General features: G+C 39.5%; 13 protein-coding genes and 1 tRNA gene. 8 read left to right on the forward strand and 6 right to left on the reverse strand.

Annotated features, from left to right (window positions below):
- Positions 1-226: 226 nt before the first annotated feature.
- The gene (locus ACRRSQ_RS18530; RefSeq protein ID WP_440877266.1) at positions 227-2626 is read right to left on the reverse strand and encodes a DNA polymerase II; all 2400 of its coding nucleotides are present in this window, start codon (positions 2624-2626) and stop codon (positions 227-229) included.
- A 100-nt stretch (positions 2627-2726) separates the two neighbouring features.
- Here ACRRSQ_RS18530 and dinG point away from each other — a divergent pair, with 100 nt between their 5' ends.
- The 3 genes from dinG (at position 2727) to ACRRSQ_RS18545 (ending at position 6545) form a co-directional block, all read left to right on the forward strand.
- On the forward strand, positions 2727-4847 hold the full coding sequence (gene dinG / locus ACRRSQ_RS18535; RefSeq protein ID WP_440877267.1) for an ATP-dependent DNA helicase DinG: 2121 nt from the start codon (positions 2727-2729) through the stop codon (positions 4845-4847).
- Between the two features lie 119 nt (positions 4848-4966).
- Complete coding sequence (locus tag ACRRSQ_RS18540; protein ID WP_440877268.1) at positions 4967-5347, forward strand: hypothetical protein; 381 nt, start codon at positions 4967-4969, stop codon at positions 5345-5347.
- A 58-nt stretch (positions 5348-5405) separates the two neighbouring features.
- Positions 5406-6545, forward strand: coding sequence for an RDD family protein (locus tag ACRRSQ_RS18545; protein WP_440877269.1), 1140 nt, complete (start codon positions 5406-5408; stop codon positions 6543-6545).
- Between the two features lie 61 nt (positions 6546-6606).
- On the opposite strand, the gene ACRRSQ_RS18550 is transcribed toward ACRRSQ_RS18545, so the two are convergent.
- The gene (locus tag ACRRSQ_RS18550; RefSeq protein ID WP_440877270.1) at positions 6607-7659 is read right to left on the reverse strand and encodes a bifunctional transcriptional activator/DNA repair enzyme AdaA; all 1053 of its coding nucleotides are present in this window, start codon (positions 7657-7659) and stop codon (positions 6607-6609) included.
- Positions 7660-7889: 230 nt separating this feature from the next.
- On the reverse strand, positions 7890-8726 hold the full coding sequence (gene pdsO / locus ACRRSQ_RS18555) for a sortase-associated OmpA-like protein PdsO (protein ID WP_440877271.1): 837 nt from the start codon (positions 8724-8726) through the stop codon (positions 7890-7892).
- Between the two features lie 211 nt (positions 8727-8937).
- On the opposite strand from pdsO, the gene pdsR reads away from it, so the two are divergent.
- Positions 8938-9651 (forward strand): proteobacterial dedicated sortase system response regulator, encoded by a 714-nt coding sequence (pdsR, locus tag ACRRSQ_RS18560; protein ID WP_440877272.1) that lies wholly within the window; start codon positions 8938-8940, stop codon positions 9649-9651.
- 22 nt (positions 9652-9673) lie between these two features.
- Positions 9674-11857: a proteobacterial dedicated sortase system histidine kinase gene (gene pdsS, locus ACRRSQ_RS18565; RefSeq protein WP_440877273.1), complete on the forward strand. Its 2184-nt coding sequence runs from the start codon at positions 9674-9676 to the stop codon at positions 11855-11857.
- A 55-nt stretch (positions 11858-11912) separates the two neighbouring features.
- Here the strand turns inward: pdsS and queE are convergent, their stop codons facing one another.
- Entirely contained in the window at positions 11913-12590 is a 678-nt protein-coding gene (queE, locus tag ACRRSQ_RS18570; protein WP_440877274.1) for a 7-carboxy-7-deazaguanine synthase QueE, read from the reverse strand.
- 75 nt (positions 12591-12665) lie between these two features.
- Between queE and queC the strand changes: the two genes are divergently transcribed.
- Positions 12666-13322, forward strand: a complete 657-nt coding sequence (gene queC / locus ACRRSQ_RS18575; RefSeq protein WP_440877275.1) for a 7-cyano-7-deazaguanine synthase QueC — start codon at positions 12666-12668, stop codon at positions 13320-13322.
- Between the two features lie 344 nt (positions 13323-13666).
- Positions 13667-13879: a hypothetical protein gene (locus ACRRSQ_RS18580; protein WP_440877276.1), complete on the forward strand. Its 213-nt coding sequence runs from the start codon at positions 13667-13669 to the stop codon at positions 13877-13879.
- A 78-nt stretch (positions 13880-13957) separates the two neighbouring features.
- On the opposite strand, the gene uvrB is transcribed toward ACRRSQ_RS18580, so the two are convergent.
- Entirely contained in the window at positions 13958-15955 is a 1998-nt protein-coding gene (gene uvrB, locus ACRRSQ_RS18585; RefSeq protein WP_440877277.1) for an excinuclease ABC subunit UvrB, read from the reverse strand.
- Positions 15952-17325, reverse strand: a complete 1374-nt coding sequence (locus tag ACRRSQ_RS18590) for an MATE family efflux transporter (protein ID WP_440877325.1) — start codon at positions 17323-17325, stop codon at positions 15952-15954. Before ACRRSQ_RS18590 ends, uvrB begins: the two co-directional genes overlap by 4 nt.
- 496 nt (positions 17326-17821) lie before the next feature.
- On the opposite strand from ACRRSQ_RS18590, the gene ACRRSQ_RS18595 reads away from it, so the two are divergent.
- Positions 17822-17897 (forward strand) — tRNA-Asn (locus tag ACRRSQ_RS18595).
- Position 17898: the final 1 nt, after the last annotated feature.

Below are 17898 nucleotides of genomic sequence, written 5' to 3' on the forward strand. Positions count from 1 at the left end.
ATCCTACTAATACCTTTTTTGAAATGTTTGAAGTCATTGTTCCTGAAGGCGGACACACCTATCGTTGGGACGTTACCGTATCTGATGATGGTTGGCCTGATTTGTATTTAGATGATATTAGTATTACAAATTAAACTTATAAATAATAACCTTCCAAGATCACAGCAACACATGTTGTTGTGATCTAAATTAAAAAACGCTAAAACCTAACCAATTCAATCCTATCTTATTTTGGCCCACCAAATAAATCCAATTGGGCATCAACGATTTCGCTAAAACTGGTGCCAATAAAAGGTAAAATAGCATCGGCTACGGTCGCTAATTGGCGATCAACATACAGCTGATAATCTAAAGCTGAGCTTTGATATTCTTTCGCTTGCGGGCCATTTACTGTTATGTAATATTCAATCCAACCGCGGCGCTGATACTTAAGCGGTTTATTGAGTTTTTCATTTTGCTGATCAGCTAAACGCGCAGCTTTAACATGCGGTGGCACGTTTTTTACATAATCACTGAGCTTTCGGCGAATACGTTTTCGATAAATCAGTAAGTGATCAAACTGCCCTGCTTTAGTTTTTTCAACCATATCAATAATATAATCTTTAACTGGCAACTGATTAAATACCCGATGATATAATTCGCGTTGAAATTGCTTGGCCAATTCGGTCCAGTCAGTACGCACACTTTCTAAACCTTTAAAAACAATTTCTTGTTCGCCGTTTTTCTCTAACAAACCCGCATAACGCTTTTTGGTGCCAACATCTTGCCCGCGAATAGTTGGCATTAAAAACTGGCTAAAATGGGTTTCAAATTCAATGTCTAACTGGCTATCAACGTGGTATTTGTCTTTTAAAATTTTTTGCCATTTATCGTTAATATAATCTTGTAACGCTTTGCCAATGTGCTGACATTCATCACTCGATTTATTTTTACCAACATCAACAAATATCGAGTCAGTATCGCCGTATATAACCCGATAACTTTTATCTTCTAGCCATGATTTGGTGGTTTTTAATATTTCATGGCTGCGCTTAGTGATTGAGCCCGAAAGTCGTGGGTCGAAAAATCGACAACCGGTTGAGCCTAAAATGCCATAAAAAGAGTTCATGATAATTTTTATCGCTTGCGATAACGCGGCGTTTTTTTCTAATTTAGCTTTATCCCTTTCTTGCCATAGGTCGTTAATAATATCTGGCAAAAAGTGCTCTTCTCTTGAAAAATAGGCGCCATCAAACCCTTCTATCGCTTGCTCGGGTGATTTTAAGCCTTCAATTAATCCCATAGGATCAATATTAAACGTTCGGATAATACTTGGGTATAGGCTTTTAAAGTCGAGCACCAAAATGTTTTTGTATAAACCCGGAATAGAGTCCATAACAAAACCGCCAGGCGATACTAAGCCAGAATGGCCATCACCCATGTTTGGCGCAACATAACCTTTGCGATGCAATTTGGGTAAGTATAAATTGGTGAAGGCTGCAACCGAGCCGCCGATTCGGTCAATGGCTAAACCGGTGAGCTGCGAGCGTAAAATGGCAAAATCTAGCAGCTGTGTTTTTTCAAAAATCAGCCAAACTAAACGACAATCTTCAAGATTATAAGCAGCAAGCGCCGTTTTGTTGTGATGAAAATTATGAGTGATCTCTTTAATACGATTATCAACATCGTCAACTTTTTTGCTCAAACCTAATAATGCATTAGAGACATGATCTAAAGAAAAGCTAGGAAAACTGTAGGTAGCGGTTTTTAATAAATCGATACCGTCAAGCACAACACGCCCTGATATTTCGAGAAACTGTTGCTCGCTATTCTTATTTTTACGCCAATATGGCGCTTTACCATCACGGCCAATATTAAAGCTAATTCCATGAATATCGCAGCGCTTTTGCAGCAAGTTCATATCAAAGTTAATCACATTCCAACCAATAAGAATATCGGGATCGTAGCGTTCAAGCCAATCGATAAAGGCATGTAATAACGCCTGTTCATCTTCTACCCAAACGATATAAGGTTGCTCAACTGCTAATGGTTCATCGGGTTTGTCACCAATGATAAAAACACATTGAACTTGTTCTCTATATAAACCAATTGAATAAAGTTCACCTTCGAAAGAGCACTCAATATCAACTGACACCATCGACAACTCTACAGCACAACTTTCGCGTTTACACTTAGCGTTGCTAACTTCGATATAACCGTTTTGTTGTTGCTCATAACCTGTGTATGCAAGGTTTGCCGTAATAAAGCGTTCCATCAAATAACGTTCATCCGGCCTAAAGTCATCTTCGTAACATTTTACGCCGTGCTGCGATAATAAGGCTCTCGCCTGATAAAGCTCGCGCATAAATTTAAAATAAAAACCGCTCACAGGCTGCTGATTAAACGCTTTCAGTGTTAAAGGCTGACATTTAGCGAGATTAATATTATGCTCTGCCAATAACTGCTTTGCTTGTTCAACTTGATGATTTTCTATAAAAAATAGCGCCAATTCATTTTCAACCACCAGTTTGATTGGTCCGCGTTTACTGTGTAACCATAAAGTGATCACGATACCGTGTCGCTTATCTTGTGCTTGTTTAGTCAGCAAATAGCCGGTGTTAAGCAAGAGGTTGTCAGTATTTGTCATTTGTGGTCGATTATTGTTTGCAGAACCTGTTAATATATACAGCAGTGTAATATATCCGCCGAATGATTAAAACGCCTGCTTGGCGCAAAGTGAAATATAAATGTTAAGTGAAAAAATTAAACAAGCGATCCGTGACTCCTATAAAGCCATTGGTAAAAGTTTGCCGAACTTTAATCCACGTAAGCAACAAACATTTCTAATTGCAGAAATCGCTAAAACCTTAGCGGGCGATTACGACAAACTAAGAAAAATCATTACCATTGAAGCCGGCACAGGTACAGGTAAGTCACTCGCTTACAGTTTAGGCTCAATTCCGCTAGCTATTTCGCGTGATAAAAAGGTCATTATTTCTTCAGCAACTGTCGCTCTGCAAGAACAATTAGTGGATAAAGATTTACCCTTTTTAAAAGAGCATACTGGCCTTAACTTTAATTACACCCTAGTAAAAGGGCGACAACGTTATGTCTGCAAACAAAAACTCACACAAGCGGTTGCTGAAGATGACAGCCCGCAGGCAGGTTTTACCTTTGCAGAAAAGCCTAAAAAAGATGATTTAGCCAGTTTACGCGCTATGTATTCCGCACTAAAAGAAGGTTCATGGCAAGGTGATTTAGACTCTTGGACCCAAGGCATTTCACCTATGGTTTGGCAACAAATTCAAAGTGACAAACACAGCTGTTTAAAGCATATTTCAGAGCACAGCCATTGCCCTTTTCACAAAGCACGAGACACTATGGACGAAGCCGACGTCTTAGTTGTCAATCACAGTTTGTTATTAGCCGATCTAGAACTTGGCGGCGGTAAAATCCTCCCTAGCCCAGAAGATTGCTACTATGTCATTGATGAAGCCCATCACTTGCCAAAGGTAACGCGTGACCATTCAAGCGCAAGCATTACCTTAAAAGGGGCAATTGATTGGCTGAGTAAGCTACAAGAAACCGGTGATAAAATTGCAAAACTGGTAAAGTCACAATCAGCCATTTCACCTTCAGTAAGACTGGCGGATGACGTACAAGATTTACTGGTTGATTGTCGAAAAGTGGTCACTTATATCGAAAGTAATCGTCAGCAATTATTCCCTGAAAAACCGAGTTCACAATTTAGCAAAAAGCTTGGCAATAAAGAGGCTGAAAAATTACACCGTTTTGAAAATGGCATTATTCCACAAGAGTTAAAAAACTGGAGTGAAGACTTAGCTAGCGCCAGTAAAAAATCGCTTGCGCAAATTAATAAGCTCTACAACATTTTAATGGAGCATGTAAAAGAAGGTGATGTGCAACTGTACTTAGCAGAGCCTTTATTAGCCGAAGCAGGCTTTATGAGCCAGCGATTAGAAAATTTTACCGCCCTTTGCGCTATGTACGCTAAAACAGACAGTGACAAAGGCGCGCCTATGGCAAGGTGGATAGAACAAATTGACGGTAAGCGTCAAGATTATTTAATGTCGGCCTCGCCTATTGATGTTGGTTTTATGCTTGAAGATATGCTGTGGTCAAAGTGTGAAGGTGCAGTTTTGTGCTCAGCAACGATTATGGCGCTGAACTCGTTTGACCATTTTAGAAAACAAGCTGGTTTATCAATCAACGATGGCAGTCAGTATCAAAATGTCGCTTCGCCTTTTGATTATCAAACCAATGCTAAGTTAGTCGTACCGCAAATGGTCTATGAACCCAGCGCTGATAAATTTACTGATGAATTAATAAAGAAGCTGCCGAAACTGTTTAAACAAGGTAAAACCACCCTGGTGTTGTTTTCTTCCTATTGGCAAATGGAAAAAGTGGCTCAGCACCTACGTGAAAAAGATAAACTTACACTGCAAGTTCAAGGTGAACATTCACGCCAGCATCTTATCGAAAAACATAAAAAATTAGCCGATGAAGACAAAGAGAGTATTTTGTTTGGTACGCAAAGTTTTTCTGAAGGGCTCGACTTACCGGGCAAGTATTTAACCAACCTTATAATCACCAAACTGCCCTTTTCCGTGCCGACTTCACCTGTTGAAGAAGCACATGCTGAGCACATCAGCGCCAAAGGCGGTAACCCCTTTATGAGTTTATCGGTACCAGAAACCTCTAAAAAGCTTATTCAAGCAACCGGCAGGTTGTTGAGAAATGAAGCTGACACCGGAACAATTACCTTGCTCGATAGACGCGTGGTGACTAAACGGTACGGAAAAGATCTACTCAATTCGCTACCGCCTTATCAGCGAATTATTGAGTAAAGTCACAATTGTTGAATCAAATCAATATTCAACAACAAAATTGCCTTGGCTTTTGTGACCGACTCGATTATTTTTGTTAACGGAGTATTTATTAAAATTTAAGTCCGTTGAGAGATCTTATGAGTAATAAAATAAAATCGATAGTTTTCACCTTATTAGTCGTTATTTTTGTGTCTGGCTGTAGTAAAACAGTCGATATTGAACTTGCGTCAGAAGTGACAATGTACCCTAGCCAAAGCAGTAAAGAGCGCATTATCATTACCGAGCAAGACGAAGACTATGTAATGCTTAACAAATGGTTAACTGAGCACAAAAGTGGTTGGTTTACCGCATCAGGTCGTTTTCAAGGCGGTGTTTACTTTCGCTCAGGCGAACACGGCATTCAAGTGACTAAAACCAAAGTGATCGTTTATTCCACCAAAGGCAGTAAACCACAGGCGTTATATGCGCAAGAGATCAAAAAAGGTGATTTCAATAAATTGTTAAATAAGTACCAATAGTTATGTCACAATGCTTGAGTGCTCATGCTGATTATTCTTTTTAAGGGACAATTTTGATATGCCTCAAGCGCCATCTCAAACACCGATAACGACAGACTTATCAACCGAAGAGACCCGTCAAGTACTTACCCCATTTGCGTTTAAAGTCGATCAATCTTTATTTGGTCTAGCTTTAGCCGCGCCTTGGCGCCGATTAGCGGCGTTGCTAGTTGATTTGTTTTTCATTGCGATATTAAGTGGCGCCCCTGGTGAACTGCTCGCCATTGTGATCGCTTATACGTTTTATCAATTAGGCAGTAAAAAACGTGCACAGCAACAAGGGAAAGTTGTCGGCGCTAAAAGGCGTGCTATTATGCGGTTTATCGGTGCCTTTATCGTTTTTATGATTTTACTAAGCCTGTTACCACTTGCGGTAGATGAAGCAGAGAATATATTAAGCGACGAAATAACTAACAAACAAACCTCTGGTATAGATGGCAAAGAGATCGGTTTTGCCAAAGCAATTGAAATGTCAGCACTTGCCCTGAGTATTTCACAAGCCATGGAAAAGGCACAATGTACCGAACTCGATTGTTATCACCAAATACTTTCACCTTATATTAACGACCTTCAAGCATTAGCACTTGATGAGCAAGTAGCTAAATCAGGTATAGAAGAAGTGGTTGAAAATACAGATTTAGCAGCTACTGATAAAACGACTTTACTCAATAAATTGCTACTCGAATATCAAGCGCCCGCTGATTTAGATAAATCAATATCGAGCAATCCTTCATCGGCAGCTGTAACTACCTTGGCTAATGACATAGACAGTGAAATAAGCAGTAAAACAAACACTAGTGCGGGTGACGAAAAACCCGTTTATTCAATTATTCAATTGGTAAAAGGCATTATTAGCGACTTAGGTTTAGGTTTTGGTTGGGCGGCATTTTACTTTACCATTTTTACCGCGCTATGGCATGGTCAAACACCAGGTAAAAAACTTTTTTACATCAAAGTACTGCAACTTGATGGCACGCCATTGTCAATGTGGGACAGTTTTGGTCGCTATGGCGGATACGGTGCAGGAATAGCGACCGGGCTTATTGGCTTTATTCAAATCTTTTGGGATGCTAATCGACAAGCCATTCATGACAAAATATCAGCAACGGTAGTCATTAATGCTAACAGCGTCATTGAAAACAAAGATAGTAAAAGCTAAGAAAGTAAACACTAAGCACAGCTCATATTATGCTGTGCCGCTATACTATTTATTCTGCCAATTATTGATATTTAGCTTCATGATCAAGTAGCCACTGTTTCCTCGCTAAGCCACCAGCATAACCAGTTAAGTGGCCATTTTTGCCAATAACACGATGACAAGGAACAATTATCGCAATACGGTTACAACCATTGGCATTAGCAATGGCTCTTACCGCGTTTTCTTTATTTAAAATTTTTGCTTGCGCTTGGTAGCTGACCGTTTGACCATAAGGTATTTGCATTAACGCTTGCCATGCCTGCTGCTGAAAATCGGTGCCGGGCGATTCAATCGCCACAGAAAAACATTGTCGCTGTCCTTGAAAATATTCATCCAACTCTTGGCGCGCTTGCACTATGTGCTTATTTTCACCATGTACTATGATGCTATTGAGCCGCTGTTGTAATTGCTTGAATTCAGTTTCTAGCATTTTTCGTTCAACAAATTCTAATAAACAAATGCCATTTTCTGTGGCGCAAATAAACATAGGGCCAAGTGGCGTTGTTACTCGACTGATCAATATCACCCCAGTATTGGTACTTGCACTGGGTGCTTTGCCGACGATTTTTTTAAATGTATAACCAAAGCCGCTTAGCGACTCATAGCCGTTGTCAAAGGCGACTTCAGTGTTACTTTTACCTTTTTTTAACGATTGATAAGCATTATTGATGCGAAACATGCGTTGATACGCTTGAAAGGTCATACCATAATTTTTATTAAACCATCGCCTAATAAGCTCAGGACTTACGCCCTTTTGTTTTAACTGAAAATCGGTAATTTTTTCAGTGGGATTTTCTTTAACTAAAGCTAACGCCAGCTGAACTTGATTTGGCGCTTCGCACGAGTTTTCTGTTGGTTTACATATTTTACAGGGACGAAAGCCTGCCGACATCACTTCTTTTACACTGGTATAGAACTCGACGTTTTCAAATTTAGGTTTTCTCGCTCGGCAACTGGCAATGCAAAAAATATTGGTGGTTTTTACGCCAACATAAAAGACACCAACATACTGTGTATCGCGGGCAACCAGTGCCTGATAATAATCTTTAATGAGATGTTGCTCGGTAATAGCCATTTAAAAACTCGATAGAAGAATTAACGTCACTAAGCTTAGCGTGAACCGCTTTTATCCAGCAACCGAAAACTGGACAAGTAATTTTATCTGTTGTTTTTATTTGAAATATACTATTTAAAAACAGTAAAAAAGCCAAGAGCAAATACTCTTGGCTTTGAACGTTAATTAGGTTTAGTTAATTAAAGAATCACCTCCTTGATATAGTTGTTATTCGCATGACCTATTGGGAACTAATTCTTTGCTGTTTGACCGTTACGAGATTTAACTTGTAACACCACGCGGCGGTCATAAAAACTAACTTCGTCTTGATGATTTGCTACTAGCGGGTTTTCTTCACCAAAAGCAAAACTTTGAATGCGGTTTTCGCCGACACCTTGCGCCATTAATAATGCTTTTACACTTTCAACGCGTGCTTTAGATAATTGTTGATTTCTACCTTCATCACCTTGCAAATCCGTATATCCAGACAAGTCGACTGACAGGCTCAAGTCACTGTTGAGTAGTTGCGCTAACATTGCGACTTGCTCTTGATAATGCGGCGCAATTTCACTAGAACCGGTAGAGAACTGTAAACTCATTAATAGCTGCTCTGCTTTAATTTGGTTAGCTTGGCGATAATTTTGCTCTAACGAGATTAATTCGCTTTGATACTCTTGTTCGACTTGCTGAAGCTTACGCTCCATATTACGTTGATAACTTCGTTGTTGCTGCTCACTCATTTGTTTTTGCATTGCAAGTGAGTCGCTTAAATGCTCAACCTCTTCGTTGGCATTAATATGTTTAGCGATGAAGTGACCTGTAAGCCCAGTTAAGATTGCGCCAACTGGTCCAGCAACAATTGCGCCAACCACAACACCGACACCAGTGCCTACTTCTTCACGGGTTTGCGCACTTTCTTCGAGCTGTTCAGCGCTAACCACTTCTGAGATTTCATTCGATTTTGCATAAGTTGTCGATTGGGCAAATGCATTTGAGCTTGTTACGCTTGCGATAATGACAGATAAACTTAACGCTGAGCTTATTAAGGTAGTTTTTGTGGTGCTAGTTGATTTTTTGCCAATAGTCATAGTGTTTTCCTCTAAGATAAGTGTTTGTTTAAATTCACGAGTATTTCGTGATTGAGGTAATTAAAACGCAAAATTGCGCCACCAAAAGGGAGGAAAAAAGGCAAAGCAACGAGCAATTGTGGCAACAATATGGCAATTGATATAAAACAGCGCATCCGATGAAAAAATTCGATATAGTCTAGCTAGATTTAGTAGAAAGAAATGAGAATTGATGAGCAAACGTATCGCTATAGTAGAAGATGAAGCAGCCATTCGTGAAAATTATGCTGATGTATTACGCAGTCAAGGTTATCAGGTGCAAACCTTTGCCAACCGAGAAAGTGCCACGCAAGCGTTTAGTTTACATCTGCCCAACTTAGTTATTTTAGATATTGGTTTAGAACAAGAATTTGATGGCGGCTTTACCTTATGTCAGTGGTTGCGTGATATCTCTAAAACTATTCCGATCATCTTTTTAACCGCCAGAGATAACGATGTTGATACGGTGTCAGGCTTAAGAATTGGCGCTGACGACTACTTAACAAAAGATATTAGTTTGGCGCATTTGTCTGCGCGAATTGCTGCACTATTTCGTCGCCAAGACGCGCTAAAAGAACCCCAACAACAGGATCAACTCTTAACCGCAGGACCACTTGAAATTGATAATCAACGTATGTTTGTTAGCTGGCACGCGCAGCACGTTGATTTAACCATCACTGAATTTTGGATGGTGCATGCGTTAGCCAAGCACACCGGTCATGTAAAAAATCGTCAGCAATTAATGCAAGACTCAAAAATATATGTCGACGACAGTACGATCACCTCTCATATCAAACGTATTCGTAAAAAATTTCTTAAAATTGATAACAGTTTTGACTGTATCGAAACCGTATACGGCATGGGTTATCGCTGGAATGTTTCGGCTTCTCAAGCCCATGCTAATTAAGCGGTACTAGGTTAGTTATTCAATGAAATTAGGTTTTAAATTGCGTTTTAATTTACGGGTTAAGTTACTGCTACTTTCCAGTGTTTTATTTACTGTGCCTTGGTTTGGTTATCAGTATGTCTGGGAAATGGAGAAATACTTAAGGTTTGGTCAAGAACAAACCTTAGTAGGAACCGCTAGAGCGTTAGCGACGGCGCTGCACGAACGCCCTAACCTGTTTAATAACCAAGCCAGTTTTTTACCCAGTGTTGAACAAGGCAAAGATTTATATGGCTATCAACACCATCAGGCAATTCAGCTTGATGGTTTACCTCAAGATTGGCCAGAATTTGAAAAGCGTAGTCACTTTTATGGTGTCGACAACCAAATACCGGTAACCACTTTGCAAGGTGAGCCTAGCTCGTTATTAACACAAGAACAGCTGTCGTTACATTACAGCGCATCATTAGGAAAATACGATAAATATTTGTACCTATTTTTTCGTGTGGTTGATGATCATGTCACGTTTCGGGGTAAAAATTCACGCAGTATTTTTAATAACGACCACCTAGAGCTATCGTTAGTCGATGACAATGGCAAATTTCATCGCTATATCATCAGCAACAAAAAACCAGGTTGGCTTAGTGGATACCGCATTACCGATATAGAAAACAATATTCCTGTGGTAACTCCTGAATTACAAGGACAATGGTTAATTACGCCGCAGGGCTACAACATCGAACTAAGATTACCGTTAGCAAAATTGGGTGACAAAATTGCATTTGCCATTAACGATGTTGACCAAAAAAGTAAAAACATCATAGCAAGTATTGGCTCTGCTGATCCTAGCCAAGCATCAACATTAGGCACGGTGTTAGTGCCGTCTCCCGAAATTGAACGTATTGTTAAAGGTATGAGTTATACTCATTCAAGTGTTTGGGTGGTTGACCAACATCACAGAGTTTTGGCAAGTGCTGGCAATATAAAAGAAGCTAGCGGCGTTTGGCAAAAAAGTGCAAAAGGTGAAAGTTCTGCAAACCTGTGGCAAGAAATAGAACAACAATGGTTACATCCGCTTTACTATAAAATCTTAACTAAGCCACCCAAAGATTTTATCGACCAACTGTATGATGCTAGCCACCTAACCGGCAAACATATTGAAAGTGCGTTAACAGGTAACGCCAAATCTCAGTGGCGCGTAACTCAAGATCAGCAAGCCGTAATTTTATCAGCCGCTTATCCGATTTATATTGATAACAAAGTAAAAGGCGCGGTAATTGTTGAAGAAACCACCAATGGTATTCGCACCGTACGAAATCGCGCGTTGGAAAAATTGTTTAGTGCAATTTTGGCGATATTACTTATTGGCAGTGTTGTATTTTTTATTTTTGCTAGCCGAATTTCTTCGCGAATAGTTAACCTTAGAAACCAAGCAGAATCTGCGATAGATCAACAAGGTCGCATTAAAAGCACAGTAACACCGAGTAAAGTACAAGATGAAATTGGCGATTTATCTCGAAGCTTTTCACAGGTCGTTAATCGCCTTAGCCAATATAACCATTACCTTGAAAATATGTCTGCTAGGCTCTCGCATGAATTGCGAACGCCCATTGCAGTGGTAAGAACCTCGTTAGATAACCTAACCATGCAGCCGCTTCAACCTGCTGCAACTCAATACATAGAGCGCGCGCAAGACGGTATAAAACGATTAGACCATGTTTTAACGAGAATGAGCGAAGCAACTCGGCTTGAACAAATGCTGCGCACTACCGATAAACAAGCCTTTGATCTGGCTAAAATGCTCGGTGGTTGCATTCTAGGTTATCAACAAATTTATCCTGACAATAAATTTGAATTTATCTGTAGCCTTGAAAGTGCCACTTTAGTAGGTTCAGACGAACACGTTGCACAATTGCTTGATAAAATTATTACTAACGCGGTTGAGTTTAGCCAAGATGGAAAAATAACCATTGAACTAAAAGAAGATAAAGACTCTTGGCTTGTAGCTATTGCCAACAAAGGCGAACTATTACCTGAGAATATGCAAGATCGCTTGTTTGACTCTATGGTATCGATACGAAAAGAAAGTAAAAGTGAAACGCCGCATTTAGGTTTAGGTTTGTACATTGCAAGACTGATTGCAGAGTTTCACCATGGAAAAATCAGTGCAAAAAACAGCCCTGATCTTCCTGGTGTAGTGATTAGCTTTACTTTAGCCAAAAGGTAGCCAAAATATAGCTAAACGTTAACGCTAGTCATTCAAAACAAATAAACGCCGCGCTTTATTCAATACCTATGTATTTGTGAACTTGCACCGACAAGCGCCAATTATTTTCAATACAGGTTTTAATCGCTAATTCGGTAGCTCGAGGCTTTTGGCTAATAGGCTGCAAATACACCTGTTTTTCACCAACATTGTGTGTTTTAAGTAGCGCTTTTAATTCATCAACATGTTGCTCGGTCGCTACTGGGTGTTTAATTTCGTTTGCGCGCGCTAATGCCGAACTTAATATTTTATAACCACCGCGCATATTAATTTTAGGTGAAACCGTTACCCAACACTGCTCGCTAACTAACACCTCAAAAGTGCCTGATGTTTCTACTTGGCAACTATAACCATGCTGTTCAAATGCAAGGCATAGAGGCGTAAGATCAACCATACAAGGCTCACCACCGGTGATCACCAAGTGCTTGGCTTGATAGCCTTGCGCTTTTACAATCGCAAGAATTTGCTCAACGGTGACATTTGACCACTGAGTCGTTTCCTCAGTTTTTGCCAACACCGTATCAGCATTAACTTCTTGTTCAAGTTCTATATCCCAAGTGTGTTTGGTATCACACCAAGAACATGCTACTGGGCAGCCTTGTAAACGGATAAAAATTGAAGGTTGGCCAGTAAACGCCCCTTCACCTTGGATAGTTTCAAACAATTCGTTAATTTTATAGGTTGAATGCAACACTTTTTTTCTTTTGCCTTTAGATCAGATCAAGTAAAATTAGCTTAGCAATCTATTATACCCTATGAGAAACAATAAATGACTGAAAAAGTTGTTGTAATTTATTCCGGTGGCATGGACTCGTACACCGTGTTAAATCGCGCATTAAAAGACGGTAAAGAAGTTTACGCTTTGTCGTTCGATTATGGTCAGCGTCACGTAAAAGAACTTGAATGTGCTGCCACTGTTTGTAAGAAACTAAATGTTCACCATAAAGTTATTGATATATCAGCAATTAATCAGTTACTTGCTGGATCTTCATTAACTGATGATATTGATATTCCTGAAGGTCACTACGAAGCGGAAAATATGAAGTCGACCGTAGTGCCAAACCGAAATATGATTTTATTATCATTAGCCGTAGGATATGCCGTATCGGTAAAAGCTAGCCAAGTGTATTATGGTGCTCACTCTGGCGATCACGCTATTTACCCAGACTGTCGTCCTGAGTTTGTAATGAAAATGAATGATGTCTGTCAAATTGCCAACTACGAGGCAGTTGAAATTTTTAGCCCATATTTAAATGTCAGCAAAACCGCTATTTTAACCGATGGTTTAAACATGGGATTAGAATATAGCGATACATGGACGTGTTATAACGGCAGAGAAAAAGCCTGTGGTAAATGTGGTGCTTGCCAAGAGCGCCTCGAAGCATTTGAAGAAAACAATGCCATTGACCCGTTAACCTACGAATAGGCTATCGTTTAAAAAGGCAAATATTTAAAGCAGCTTCAAGCGTTAAGTTTAAGCTGCTTTTTTAATGCCCTACTGTTCTTTGTTAAATTTTTGTATATAAATACCTACAATTTACTCAATCGGCCAATCTAAATGCGAATTATTAAGTTTTATTTTTAATTATCATCATTATTTCAATTTTAAAATACGCAAGATAAACAGACACTAAAAGAATATTTATAATATTTACGACTATTGGTGGTTTTGTCAGAGTAATTTTTTATAAGTAACTACGCTGCATGTACTAAAATTAAAGGGTCTGTAAGTTAAATACAGTATGTCACTGTTTATAACGAGGAGTTTTTATGAGTTCAATTTGGAGCAACCACGCGGCGCATTTAACAGAATTGGTCAATGGTAACAGGGAAACACAGGCACACCTCTATTTAGAGCAATTGATGTTATTTCCTGTTGATGTGCAAGATAAAATTATAGAAGAAATTAGCCACTTATCGCACTGCAATTGCGATGCAGTTGCCAACATTATAAGTAAACACACAGTATTCGATTTAGATTAATCTAGCGCTTAAAACTAATATTCTTTGAGCACAATTATTTATTTGCTCAAAGAATACTTAATTTCATTCTAGTTTACGCTAAGTAGTCAGTTGCTGCTCTCTTAACTTACTGATTTCATCTCGCGTTGCCGCTGCTTGTTCAAATTCTAAGTTTTGTGCATGCAAATACATTTGCTCTTCCAACTCTTTAACCTTCTTATCAATATCGGCAGTTGAAAGCGTTTCATATTTAGCGGCTTTTTCTGCTACACGCTGAAGTTTTTCAGCGCCCGCACTGGTGCCGACATCCATAACGTCGCTAATTTTACGCACCACACCTTTTGGCGTGATGTTGTTATCAAGATTATATTGGTGTTGTTTAGCGCGCCTTCGCTCGGTTTCATCAATCGCTTTTTTCATTGAGCCAGTAATACGCGCCGCATATAAAATGGCGCGACCATTAATATTACGAGCAGCACGACCAATGGTTTGAATAAGTGAGCGCTCTGAGCGTAAAAAGCCTTCTTTGTCAGCATCTAAAATAGCCACTAAAGAAACTTCTGGCATATCTAAACCTTCGCGAAGTAAATTAATGCCGACTAAAACATCAAACTTCCCTAAACGAAAATCACGAATAATTTCCACACGTTCAACCGTATCAACATCGGAGTGTAAATAACGTGTTTTAATGCCATGCTCGTCAAGATAATCGGTTAAATCTTCTGCCATGCGTTTGGTTAAGGTAGTCGCTAAAACGCGCTCGCCGATAACAATACGCTTATTTATTTCCGAAAGTAAATCATCGACTTGGGTTTCAACTGGACGCACTTCAATTTCAGGATCTAATAACCCGGTAGGTCTAACCACTTGCTCAGCGATATCATCACCACATTTTTCTAGCTCATAATTGCTCGGTGTTGCAGACACATAAATAGTTTGTGGCGCAAGTGACTCAAATTCATCAAACTTCATTGGCCGGTTATCAAGCGCAGATGGCAAACGAAAGCCGTATTCGACTAAGTTTTCTTTACGAGATCGGTCACCTTTATACATAGCGCCTATTTGCGGTACGGTAACGTGCGACTCATCAATAATTAACAAACCATCATCGGGCAAATAATCAAATAAAGTCGGCGGTGCTTGCCCTTCTTCGCGCCCAGATAAATAGCGAGAATAGTTTTCAATGCCTGAGCAATAGCCAAGCTCGGTCATCATTTCGATATCAAATTGCGTACGTTGAACGACGCGCTGCTCTTCAACCAATTTATTTAAGTCTTTTAGCTGAGCAGAGCGCTCTTTTAATTCAACTTTTATTTTCTCAACGGCGGCAAGAATTTTGTCACGCGGTGTTGCATAATGAGTTTTAGGATAAACAGTAACCCGCGCTAACGTTTGTTCAACTTGCCCGGTCAGCGGGTCGAATTCGCTTATTCGCTCTAGCTCTTCATCAAATAATTCAACGCGCAATGCTAATCGGTCAGACTCTGCCGGGAAAATATCAATCACATCACCACGCACCCGATAAGTAGCCCGTTGAAAAGCGACATCATTACGCGTGTATTGTAATTCAGCTAAACGTCTTAAAATATCGCGCTGATTAATAATATCGCCTTGGCGTAGGTGCAACATCATTTTTAAGTAAGAATCAGGATCGCCCAAGCCGTAGATGGCGGATACCGAGGCAACAATAATGACGTCGCGACGTTCTAACAGCGCCTTTGTCGCTGATAGGCGCATTTGCTCAATATGCTCATTAATTGAGGCATCTTTTTCAATAAAGGTATCGGTTGTAGGCACGTAGGCTTCTGGTTGGTAATAATCGTAGTACGAAACAAAGTACTCAACCGCATTATTGGGAAAGAACTCTTTCATTTCACCATAAAGTTGCGCCGCCAAGGTTTTATTGGGCGCTAACATCATAGTGGGTCTATTCAGCTTTTCAATCACATTGGCAATGGTAAAAGTTTTACCTGAGCCTGTTACCCCTAAAAGGGTTTGATGCGCAAGGCCATCTTCAATGCCACCTAATAATTTCGCAATAGCCGTTGGTTGATCGCCACTTGGAATATAATCAGAATGTATTTTTAAATCTTTCATGATGAAACAACCTCTGGCGATGCGCAGCCTGATTCAAATTGTTTAATAAACAAACGGTAAGAGATAAATGCCATAACAAAATTACCTAACAGTGCGCCAATGAAAAAACCTTCTAGGCCAAATATATAACTACCAATATAAGCAAGCGGCACGTAGCAAACAAACAAGCGAATAACACTTAATACTAATGCAACCATAGGTTTGTGCAGTGCATTAAAAGAAGAGTTGGTTAAAATAATAACCCCTTGTAAGCCATAGCCTAAGGGTAAAACCCAAATAAACAATTTTATAATTTCAATTACGTGTTCTTCATTTGAGAAGGTGCGAGCAATCAAGGAAGCACAAAGCACTAATATTGCATAGATAAGTACTTGCCAAGCTAACACAAACTTTATTGATACCTTGTATGCATCTTCAACACGATGCATTAAGCCGGCACCAAAATTTTGACTAATAAAAGGTGGTAAAGTCATTGATAGCGCTAAAACAACCAAACAAGCGATTGACTCAATGCGGCTGCCAACCCCAAAGGCGGCAACGGCAGCTTCACCATATTGTGCAACGATTGCCGTTAAAACCGCGGCAGCAATTGGCGTTAACATGTTTGCACCAGCCGCAGGTAAACCGATAACTAAAATATCTTTGCAAGACTTTATCAAAACTTGCAAATTGGCAAACCACAAATGAATCAATTTGAGCTTTCTTACTAAGATATATAAAACTAAGGCTGTACCAAATAACCATGAAATTAGCGTTGCAATGGCAGCACCTTGCATACCCATCGCTGGCACTGGGCCAAAACCAAAAATAAACACCGGATCTAACACTGCATTGATTAACCCTGAACTGCCCATGATCAAACTTGGTGTTTTAGTATCGCCAGAGGCACGCAGTACGGCGTTACCTATCATAGGGCCAATTAAACAAACACTACCTAAAAACCAAATATCCATGTATTGATGGATAAGCGGTAATAACGCAACGTTAGCGCCAAGCAACAAAAAGATTTCGTCACTGTAATAAAAGCCAAGTAAAGATAACAAGCCGACAATAAACGCTGTTAAATACATCGCAGCAGTTGCTGAGTTTTTGGCTGCGCTATCATCTCCCTTGCCTAACGCTCTTGCCGTTACCGCTGATGTACCTATACCTAAACCGATAGTAAGACTTATTACGGTAAAGGTAATAGGAAAAGTAAAGCTTATTGCAGCAAGTGGCTGAGTTCCTAATAAACTAACAAAAAAGGTATCAACCAGATTAAAGGTCATTAATAAGATCATCCCGTAGATCATCGGTATGGTCATATTTTTGAGCGTACCGGCGACTGGGCTCTTGAGTAGGTCTACTTTTTTATTTTTTCTATCAGACATTAATATTTTTATAGGTTGACTAAAACTGGCTAATTGACCATTGTAAAAGATACGACTACTACCCGCTATGTAAATATTAGAATTCATCGCTATTAATGTGGCAATTTAACTTAACTGTAGATAATGTGAATAACGGTGAATATATAAACAACTATTAGCAAAACAACACCAAATACCTTTTAACCCTTGTTTGTAAAGGCGTTTTCAAAATCAATATCATTTAGCTATTTCTCTACAAGCGAGTAAACTCGTTCAACATTTAAATTGTTACAAGATAACTCACACAGTTATCCACAGTTATAGTGGATAACTTTATTCATATTTCACTAAAATTTAAACTGTTTAAAATTCAATCCTTAACTGAACGTAAATTTATCGAGTTGACGGTTAAATAAGCAAGCGAACTAAAATTTAATTTTTTTCGACATTTTGTGTTGACAGCATCCCTACTGGCCTTTAATATTCCGCCCCGTTAACGACTTGGTTCGAAAACAATTCCCCAATAGCTCAGTTGGTAGAGCGACGGACTGTTAATCCGTGTGTCACTGGTTCAAGCCCAGTTTGGGGAGCCAA

The organism is Thalassotalea sp. PLHSN55, assembly GCF_052030545.1.
In the GTDB taxonomy this organism is placed as follows: domain Bacteria; phylum Pseudomonadota; class Gammaproteobacteria; order Enterobacterales; family Alteromonadaceae; genus CANMXU01.

Bases quoted from the DNA above. Each gene is read 5' to 3' on its own strand.
- ACRRSQ_RS18540 (WP_440877268.1), top strand. From the start codon at position 4,967: ATGAGTAATAAAATAAAATCGATAGTTTTCACCTTATTAGTCGTTATT.
- ACRRSQ_RS18545 (WP_440877269.1), top strand. From the start codon at position 5,406: ATGCCTCAAGCGCCATCTCAAACACCGATAACGACAGACTTATCAACC.
- pdsR (WP_440877272.1), top strand. From the start codon at position 8,938: ATGAGCAAACGTATCGCTATAGTAGAAGATGAAGCAGCCATTCGTGAA.
- ACRRSQ_RS18580 (WP_440877276.1), top strand. From the start codon at position 13,667: ATGAGTTCAATTTGGAGCAACCACGCGGCGCATTTAACAGAATTGGTC.
- ACRRSQ_RS18530 (WP_440877266.1), bottom strand. From the start codon at position 2,626: ATGACAAATACTGACAACCTCTTGCTTAACACCGGCTATTTGCTGACT.
- pdsS (WP_440877273.1), top strand. From the start codon at position 9,674: ATGAAATTAGGTTTTAAATTGCGTTTTAATTTACGGGTTAAGTTACTG.
- queC (WP_440877275.1), top strand. From the start codon at position 12,666: ATGACTGAAAAAGTTGTTGTAATTTATTCCGGTGGCATGGACTCGTAC.
- ACRRSQ_RS18590 (WP_440877325.1), bottom strand. From the start codon at position 17,325: ATGTCTGATAGAAAAAATAAAAAAGTAGACCTACTCAAGAGCCCAGTC.
- dinG (WP_440877267.1), top strand. From the start codon at position 2,727: ATGTTAAGTGAAAAAATTAAACAAGCGATCCGTGACTCCTATAAAGCC.
- uvrB (WP_440877277.1), bottom strand. From the start codon at position 15,955: ATGAAAGATTTAAAAATACATTCTGATTATATTCCAAGTGGCGATCAA.
- ACRRSQ_RS18550 (WP_440877270.1), bottom strand. From the start codon at position 7,659: ATGGCTATTACCGAGCAACATCTCATTAAAGATTATTATCAGGCACTG.
- pdsO (WP_440877271.1), bottom strand. From the start codon at position 8,726: ATGACTATTGGCAAAAAATCAACTAGCACCACAAAAACTACCTTAATA.